The organism is Staphylococcus sp. EG-SA-14 (assembly GCF_017151935.1).
GTDB classification, from domain to species: domain Bacteria; phylum Bacillota; class Bacilli; order Staphylococcales; family Staphylococcaceae; genus Staphylococcus; species Staphylococcus aureus.
Window position 1 is genome coordinate 1 of sequence record NZ_JACVZM010000037.1, and the last position, 9,150, is coordinate 9,150.

Genomic DNA, 9,150 nt, shown 5'->3' on the forward strand with positions numbered 1-9,150 from the left:
AAGGAAAATAGCAGCTCAACGAGCTGTACATTATAAAATACATATCAAAAAAGCTGATTTCTATCAAATAATTAATAGAAATCAGCTTTTTTACATTGCCTAAGAACTTAATGTCCCAAGCCCTTTTATTATGTTCTTTTATATTATGTTTTACATTATATGTGTTGATAAAAAGGTATATTATAAAGATCGTTAGCATAGTCATCAAAGCCTTATCAAGTTTTATTTATAGTTGAAGCAACAATATATTAAATTATGACACTTAACAGTATCGATTTCTTTTGATTTCAAAAAGGTGTATAATGTATAGAACTGATTTAAGTACGTAGAGATTTCAACAGAAGAAGGAAGATGGGTATGGAAGCATATAAAATTGAACATTTAAATAAATCTTATGCCGATAAGATTATATTCGATAATCTAGATTTATCAATTTCAGAAGGTGAAAAAATAGGTTTAGTAGGCATAAATGGTACAGGGAAAAGTACGTTGTTAAAAGTAATTGGTGGTATTGATGATGATTTTACAGCCAATGTTATGCATCCAAATCAATATCGAATTCGATATTCGTCTCAGAAACAGGACCTTAATGAAGATATGACAGTTTTTGATGCAGTATTAAGTTCTGATACAACAACTTTACGCATCATCAAGCAATATGAGCAGACAGTACAAGCTTATGCGGATGACCAAAGTGATAAATTGTTCAAGCGAATGATGGATGCGCAAGATGCTATGGATCAACATGATGCTTGGGACTATAACGCTGAAATTAAAACAATCCTCTCAAAACTAGGTATACATGATACTACTAAATACATTAAAGAATTATCCGGCGGACAACAAAAACGTGTTGTACTTGCTAAAACATTAATAGAACAACCAGATTTATTGTTATTAGATGAACCTACGAACCATTTAGACTTCGAATCAATCAGCTGGTTGATCAATTATGTGAAGCAATATCCTCATACAGTTTTATTCGTAACCCATGATCGATATTTTTTAAATGAAGTTTCCACTAGAATTATTGAACTAAACAGAGGTAAGTTAGCGTCATATCCTGGCAACTATGAATCTTATATTGAAATGCGCGCTGAAAGAGAAGTAACACTTCAAAAGCAACAACAAAAGCAACGAGCTTTATATAAGGAAGAACTTGCTTGGATGAGGGCTGGAGCTAAGGCTCGTACTACAAAGCAACAAGCTAGAATTAATCGATTTAATGACCTAGAAAATGAAGTTAACCAGCAATATAAAGACGATAAAGGTGAATTGAATCTTGCTTATTCAAGATTAGGTAAGCAAGTGTTCGAATTAGAAGACTTATCAAAGGCTATTAATGATAAAGTATTATTTGAACATCTGACGGAAATTATTCAAAAAGGTGAGCGTATTGGTGTTGTTGGGCCAAATGGAGCTGGTAAAACAACACTCTTAAATATTTTGAGTGGAGAAGACCAACAATTCGAAGGTAAATTGAAGACTGGGCAGACGGTTAAAGTAGCTTATTTTAAGCAAACTGATGAGACCCTGGATAGAGATATTCGTATGATTGATTATTTAAGAGAAGAAAGTGAGATCGCAAAAGAAAAAGATGGAACCTCGGTATCTATTACACAACTTCTTGAACGATTTTTATTTCCAAGTGCAACTCATGGTAAAAAAGTTTATAAATTATCTGGTGGAGAGCAAAAGCGCTTGTATTTATTACGTCTACTCGTACACCAGCCAAATGTTCTGTTGTTAGATGAACCGACAAATGATTTAGATACTGAGACTTTAACAATACTTGAAGATTATATTCATACTTTCGGTGGTACAGTGATTACCGTAAGCCATGATCGCTACTTCTTAAATAAAGTTGCACAGTCATATTGGTTTATTCATGATGGTCAGATGGAAAAGATTATCGGAACTTTTGAAGATTATGAAAGTTATAAAAAATCATTAGATAAAAATAAATCCACATTGAAGCAACAATCTAAATCTTCTACAACTGTACGTAAGAAAAATGGTTTATCATATAAAGAAAAATTAGAATATGAACAATTGATGAAACGCATAGAACAAGCGGAAGTAAGAATGGAAGAAATTGATGTGCTCATGATTGAGGCAAGTGCAGATTATGGGAAAATTAAAGAATTAAACGAAGAAAAAGAACAACTTGAAATTCAATATGATTTAGACATCACAAGATGGAGTGAGTTAGAAGAAATTAAAGAACAACAATAAGGGGTCAATTTATGATGCAACAAACATTATCGCATTACTTTGGGTATGAAACGTTTCGACCAGGACAAGAAGAAATTATTAGCAAAGTATTAGACCATCGTAATGTGCTTGGTGTCTTACCAACTGGTGGAGGTAAGTCTATATGCTATCAAGTACCAGGTTTATTGTTAGGTGGTACAACAATTGTAATAAGTCCACTAATATCATTAATGAAAGATCAAGTGGATCAATTAAAAGCGATGGGAATTCAAGCTGCTTTTTTAAATAGTAGTTTGACTCAAAAAGAGCAACAACGTATTGAAAAAGCATTATCAAATGGAGAAATTCAATTTTTGTATGTTGCACCAGAACGATTTGAAAACCGATATTTTTTAAATATGCTTCAGCGTATAAAGATTCACTTAGTCGCGTTTGATGAAGCGCATTGTATTTCTAAATGGGGTCATGATTTCAGGCCGAGTTACCAAAATGTTATTTCAAAAGTATTTACGTTACCTCAAGATTTTACAATAATAGCGTTGACAGCAACTGCCACGGTTGAAGTACAGCAAGATATTAGAGAAAAGTTAAATATCGCTCAAACTGATCAAATTAAAACGAGTACTAAGCGTAGAAACTTAATTTTTAAAGTAAATCCTACTTATCAACGTCAAAAATTTATATTGGATTATATTAAAACACACGATGAAGATGCAGGTATTATTTATTGTTCTACACGTAAGCAAGTTGAAGAGCTTCAAGAAGCCTTAGAAAGTCAGAAAATTGAAAGTGTTATATATCATGCAGGTTTGAGCAATAAAGAAAGAGAAGAAGCGCAGAATGATTTCTTATTTGATCGTGTTAAAGTAGTCGTTGCTACAAATGCTTTTGGTATGGGTATTGATAAATCCAATGTACGCTTTGTTATTCATTATAATATGCCTGGAGATTTAGAATCTTATTATCAAGAAGCGGGTCGTGCAGGTCGTGACGGGTTAAAAAGTGAATGTATTTTGTTATTTAGCGAACGCGATATCAATTTACACGAGTATTTTATAACAGTCTCTCAAGCTGATGATGACTATAAAGATAAAATGGGCGAAAAGTTAACTAAAATGATTCAATATACAAAAACAAAAAAATGTCTAGAAGCAACAATTGTCCATTATTTTGAACCGAATGAAAAATTAGAAGAATGTGAACAATGTAGTAATTGTGTTCAACAAGATAAATCATATAATATGACACAAGAAGCTAAGATGATTATTAGTTGCATCGCTCGTATGAAACAACAAGAGAGTTATAGTGTTATCATTCAAGTGTTAAGAGGAGAGTCAACAGATTATATTAAGTATAAAGGTTATGACCAAATTTCAACCCATGGTTTAATGAAAGGTTACACAACATCAGAATTAAGTCACTTAATAGATGAATTAAGATTCAAAGGGTTCTTAAATGAAAATGATGAAATATTAATGTGTGATACTTCAATTAAAAAATTACTCAGTAATGAAGTAGAAGTATTCACAACACCATTTAAGCAAAAAGCGACTGAAAAAGTATTTATAAATACGGTTGAAGGGGTTGACCGAGTATTATTCAGTCAGTTGGTAGAAGTTCGTAAAAAGTTAAGTGACAAATTAACGATAGCACCTGTAAGTATATTTTCTGATTACACGTTGGAGGAATTTGCTAAACGTAAGCCTGCTTCGAAACAAGATATGATTAATATTGATGGCGTAGGTAGTTACAAATTAAAACATTATTGTCCAGCATTTTTAGAAACGATTCAAAATTATAAAGCCAAAGTATAGTGAAGACACCTAGTAAGCATTCCTTGTTTTACTGGGTGTTTTTTTGAATTCAAGGTAAAATAACACTATTTCTTAACTGGAGATTACCTATTATTCATTATTTTATTAAAAAAGTTCAAGGATAAATCATTTAAATTTGAAAATTGTAATAAACGTGGTTAAATAGGGAATACATACATATAATCTCGGTTTTATGCTATGAGAAAAAAAGAGGTGGCAAAGTGATTAAGTTTAAAAATGTAACTAAGCGTTATGGCAAACATGTTGCTGTCGATAACATTAGTTTCAATATTAATGAGGGTGAATTTTTTGTACTAATTGGACCTTCAGGTTGTGGAAAAACTACGACATTAAAAATGATTAATCGACTCATTCACTTAAGTGAAGGTTATATTTATTTTAAAGATAAACCAATAAGTGATTATCCAGTATACGAAATGCGTTGGGATATTGGATACGTATTGCAGCAGATTGCATTATTCCCACATATGACAATCAAAGAAAATATTGCACAAGTGCCACAAATGAAAAAGTGGAAAGAAAAAGATATAGATAAAAGAGTAGATGAATTACTTGAAATGGTTGGATTAGAACCTGAAAAATATAAAAACAGAAAACCTGATGAATTGTCAGGGGGGCAACGACAACGTGTAGGAGTTATACGTGCGTTAGCAGCTGATCCACCAGTTATTTTAATGGATGAACCGTTTAGTGCATTAGACCCAATCAGCCGAGAAAAACTTCAAGATGATTTAATTGAATTACAAACTAAAATTAAGAAGACAATCATATTTGTTACACATGATATTCAAGAGGCGATGAAACTTGGTGATAAGATTTGTCTTTTGAATGAAGGGCATATTGAACAAATTGACACACCAGAAGGATTTAAAAATAATCCTCAAAGTGAATTTGTTAAACAATTTATGGGTAGTCATTTAGAAGATGATGCGCCATGTGTTGAAGAGAACGCAATTATCCGTGACTTGGATATTATGAAACCAATCGATGAGGTTATATCTATGAGCGCTTATCCAATTGTTTATGACAATCAACCAATTGAAGTATTGTATCAACTTTTATCAGAGAGCGAGCGTGTCATTGTCATGCAAGAAGATAGCGTAGGTCAATATGTTATTGATAGGAAAGATATCTTCAAATATTTGTCCCAGAAAAAGGAGGTAGCTCAACATGACTAACTTTTTCGACATATTGAGTGAACGTAAGGGGCAACTCTTTTCGACAATGATAGAACATATTCAAATATCATTTATCGCATTATTGATTGCAACTGCTATTGCGGTACCATTAGGTATTTTATTAACGAAGACTAAAACGATATCTGAAATCGTAATGAATATTGCGGCAATTCTTCAAACCATACCATCGTTGGCATTATTAGGTTTAATGATTCCTTTATTTGGTATCGGTCGTGTGCCAGCAATTATTGCACTTGTAGTGTATGCGTTGTTACCAATTTTAAGGAATACGTATACTGGAATTAAAGAAGTTGATCCATCACTCATTGAAGCGGCTAAAGGTATAGGTATGAAACCATTTAGACGTTTAACTAAAGTCGAACTTCCGATAGCAATGCCTGTTATAATGGCTGGTGTAAGAACGGCTATGGTATTAATTATAGGTACAGCAACACTAGCAGCATTAATTGGTGCAGGCGGACTAGGAGATTTAATTTTATTAGGTATAGACCGTAACAATGCATCGTTGATATTATTAGGTGCAATTCCAGCAGCCTTATTGGCAATTATATTTGATTTAATTTTAAGATTTATGGCTAAATTATCTTATAAAAAGTTATTGATGACGTTAGGTGTTATAGTGATGATTATTATACTGGCTATCGCTATTCCTATGTTTGCACAAAAAGGTGATAAAATTACGTTAGCTGGAAAGCTTGGCTCCGAGCCTTCGATTATTACAAATATGTATAAAATTTTAATAGAAGAAGAGACCAAAAATACTGTAGAAGTGAAAGATGGTATGGGGAAAACAGCATTTTTATTTAATGCTTTAAAATCTGATGATATAGATGGGTATTTAGAGTTTACTGGAACAGTTTTAGGTGAATTAACAAAAGAACCATTGAAGTCAAAAGAAGAGAAAAAAGTTTATGAACAAGCTAAGCAAAGTCTTGAAAAGAAATATCAAATGACTATGTTAAAACCAATGAAGTATAACAATACGTATGCTTTAGCTGTAAAACGTGATTTTGCTAAACAACATAATATACGTACAATTGGTGATTTAAATAAGGTTAAAGATCAACTTAAACCAGGATTTACATTGGAATTTAATGATCGTCCAGATGGTTACAAAGCTGTTCAAAAGGCTTATAATTTAAATTTAGATAACATACGTACAATGGAACCTAAGTTGAGATATCAAGCGATCAATAAAGGTAATATTAATTTAATAGATGCATATTCAACTGACGCTGAATTAAAACAATATGATATGGTTGTGTTAAAAGATGATAAGCACGTATTTCCACCATATCAAGGAGCACCATTATTTAAAGAAAGCTTTTTAAAGAAACATCCAGAAATTAAGAAACCGTTAAACAAACTAGAAAACAAAATATCTGATGAAGATATGCAAATGATGAACTATAAAGTAACAGTTAAAAATGAAGACCCATATACAGTTGCGAAAGATTATTTAAAAGCAAAAGGGTTAATCAAATAACGACCAACGCCACATAAGATGCGTAACACCAAATTATATCTTATGTGGCGTTGTTATATTTAAATCTATAATTATGTTCAATTTAAACATGCAATAATGATTAAAAAATATGACATGTTAAACACAATGTAAGCTATTATGATGTGAAAATAGTAGCATTGCATTTTAGAAACATAGAGCGATATAATGAATATAAGTTTTTTAAAATTTCAGTTAATTCTAAGGAGGTTGTTTTTATTATGAAAGAACAACTTAATCAACTATCAGCATATCAGTCTGGTTTATCTCCAAGGGCATTGAAAGAAAAGTATGGCATTGAAGGAGATTTATATAAACTTGCATCAAATGAAAATTTGTATGGACCATCGCCTAAAGTTAAAGAAGCGATATCAGCACACTTAGATGAGTTATATTATTATCCTGAAACAGGATCACCGACATTAAAAGCGGCGATTAGTAAACATTTAAATGTAGATCAATCACGCATTTTATTTGGTGCGGGATTAGATGAAGTTATATTAATGATTTCTAGAGCAGTATTAACGCCAGGGGATACTATTGTTACAAGTGAAGCGACATTCGGTCAATATTATCACAATGCGATTGTTGAATCAGCTAATGTGATACAAGTACCTTTAAAAGATGGTGGCTTCGATTTAGAAGGTATTTTAAAAGAAGTTAATGAAGATACGTCATTGGTATGGTTATGTAATCCAAATAATCCTACAGGTACATATTTTAATCATGAGAGCTTAGATTCGTTTTTATCTCAAGTACCTCTACATGTACCAGTAATTATAGATGAAGCTTATTTTGAATTTGTGACAGCAGAGGACTACCCGGATACACTTGCTTTGCAACAAAAATATGACAATGCTTTCTTATTACGTACATTTTCAAAGGCGTATGGATTAGCGGGTTTACGTGTAGGATATGTGGTAGCAAGTGAACATGCGATTGAAAAATGGAACATCATTAGACCACCATTTAATGTGACACGTATATCTGAATACGCAGCAGTTGCAGCACTTGAAGATCAACAATATTTAAAAGAGGTAACACATAAAAATAGTGTTGAACGCGAAAGATTTTATCAATTACCTCAAAGTGAGTATTTCTTGCCAAGTCAAACGAATTTTATATTTGTAAAAACAAAGCGGGTAAATGAACTTTATGAAGCACTTTTAAATGTAGGGTGTATTACGCGATCATTTCCAACTGGTGTTAGAATTACAATTGGTTTTAAAGAACAAAATGATAAAATGTTAGAAGTTTTATCAAACTTTAAATACGAATAGTAAGTGGGGAGTGGGACAGAAATGATATTTTCGCAAAATTTATTTCGTCGTCCCACCCCAACTTGCATTGTCTGTAGAAATTGGGAATCCAATTTCTCTTTGTTGGGGCCCCGCCGGCAAGGTTGACTAGAATTGAAAAAAGCTTGTTACAAGCGCATTTTCGTTCAGTCAACTACTGCCAATATAACTTTGTAGAGCATTGAACATTGATTTATGTCTCAAGCTCAATGCAGTGTGAATGATGAGGTGAGAGTATTCAGTGTAAAAAGCAACAATAGATGATATTGTTTTGTATCAATTGCTTTTTTGCTATACTGAATCAATACTGATATTTTGAGGAGAAGATTAAAATGACCCGTAAATCAATCGCGATTGATATGGATGAAGTATTGGCAGATACATTAGGAGAAATCATTGATGTTGTCAATTTTAGAGCGGATTTAGGTATTAAAATGGAAGCTTTGAATGGTCAAAAACTTAAACATGTTATTCCTGAACATGATGGATTAATTACAGAAGTATTGAGAGAACCAGGCTTCTTCAGACATCTTAAAGTGATGCCACATGCACAAGAAGTTGTGAAAAAATTAACTGAACATTATGATGTATATATTGCTACAGCAGCAATGGATGTACCAACATCATTTAGTGATAAATATGAATGGTTACTAGAGTTCTTTCCATTTTTAGATCCTCAGCATTTTGTTTTTTGTGGTAGAAAAAACATCGTTAAAGCTGATTATTTAATAGATGACAATCCTAGACAGCTTGAAATTTTTACTGGTACACCGATTATGTTTACAGCAGTGCATAATATTAATGATGATCGATTTGAACGCGTAAATAGCTGGAAAGATGTAGAACAGTATTTTTTAGATAATATTGAGAAATAAAATATATCACTTGAAAAATTTCATGTAGAAAAGATGATGGATAGGCTATAAAGTAATTGTGACTGAGATGAACTTTTATGTCTTAGACACTACAACACTATATTGGCAGTAGTTGACTGCGGGGCCCCAACATAAAGAAATTGGAACGCCAATTTCTACAGACAATGCAAGTTGGCGGGGCCCCAACATAGAGAAATTGGAACGCCAATTTCTACAGACAATGCA

At 32.3% G+C, this 9,150-nt stretch carries 6 protein-coding genes; all 6 read left to right on the forward strand.

Features of this window, described 5'->3' with window-relative positions; translation table 11 throughout:
• The first annotated feature begins 351 nt into the window (after nucleotides 1-351).
• On the forward strand, nucleotides 352-2,235 hold the full coding sequence (locus IDG63_RS13845) for an ABC-F family ATP-binding cassette domain-containing protein (RefSeq protein WP_000525103.1): 1,884 nt from the start codon (nucleotides 352-354) through the stop codon (nucleotides 2,233-2,235).
• Nucleotides 2,236-2,246: 11 nt separating this feature from the next.
• The gene (gene recQ, locus IDG63_RS13850) at nucleotides 2,247-4,028 is read left to right on the forward strand and encodes a DNA helicase RecQ (protein ID WP_000983677.1); all 1,782 of its coding nucleotides are present in this window, start codon (nucleotides 2,247-2,249) and stop codon (nucleotides 4,026-4,028) included.
• Between the two features lie 221 nt (nucleotides 4,029-4,249).
• The gene (locus tag IDG63_RS13855) at nucleotides 4,250-5,227 is read left to right on the forward strand and encodes an ABC transporter ATP-binding protein (protein WP_000589256.1); all 978 of its coding nucleotides are present in this window, start codon (nucleotides 4,250-4,252) and stop codon (nucleotides 5,225-5,227) included.
• Nucleotides 5,220-6,734 carry an ABC transporter permease/substrate-binding protein gene (locus IDG63_RS13860; protein ID WP_000180991.1) on the forward strand — a complete coding sequence of 505 codons (1,515 nt, stop codon included), beginning with the start codon at nucleotides 5,220-5,222 and terminating at the stop codon, nucleotides 6,732-6,734. The genes IDG63_RS13855 and IDG63_RS13860 overlap by 8 nt, the downstream gene beginning before the upstream one ends.
• Before the next feature lie 239 nt (nucleotides 6,735-6,973).
• Nucleotides 6,974-8,032: a histidinol-phosphate transaminase gene (gene hisC, locus IDG63_RS13865; RefSeq protein WP_086095898.1), complete on the forward strand. Its 1,059-nt coding sequence runs from the start codon at nucleotides 6,974-6,976 to the stop codon at nucleotides 8,030-8,032.
• 350 nt (nucleotides 8,033-8,382) lie between these two features.
• A complete protein-coding gene (locus tag IDG63_RS13870) occupies nucleotides 8,383-8,925 on the forward strand; it encodes a 5' nucleotidase, NT5C type (protein WP_000197275.1) in 543 nt (180 codons plus the stop codon).
• Nucleotides 8,926-9,150 lie beyond the last annotated feature (225 nt).

Bases quoted from the DNA above. Each gene is read 5' to 3' on its own strand.
- IDG63_RS13860 (WP_000180991.1), top strand. From the start codon at position 5,220: ATGACTAACTTTTTCGACATATTGAGTGAACGTAAGGGGCAACTCTTT.
- IDG63_RS13845 (WP_000525103.1), top strand. From the start codon at position 352: ATGGGTATGGAAGCATATAAAATTGAACATTTAAATAAATCTTATGCC.
- recQ (WP_000983677.1), top strand. From the start codon at position 2,247: ATGATGCAACAAACATTATCGCATTACTTTGGGTATGAAACGTTTCGA.
- hisC (WP_086095898.1), top strand. From the start codon at position 6,974: ATGAAAGAACAACTTAATCAACTATCAGCATATCAGTCTGGTTTATCT.
- IDG63_RS13870 (WP_000197275.1), top strand. From the start codon at position 8,383: ATGACCCGTAAATCAATCGCGATTGATATGGATGAAGTATTGGCAGAT.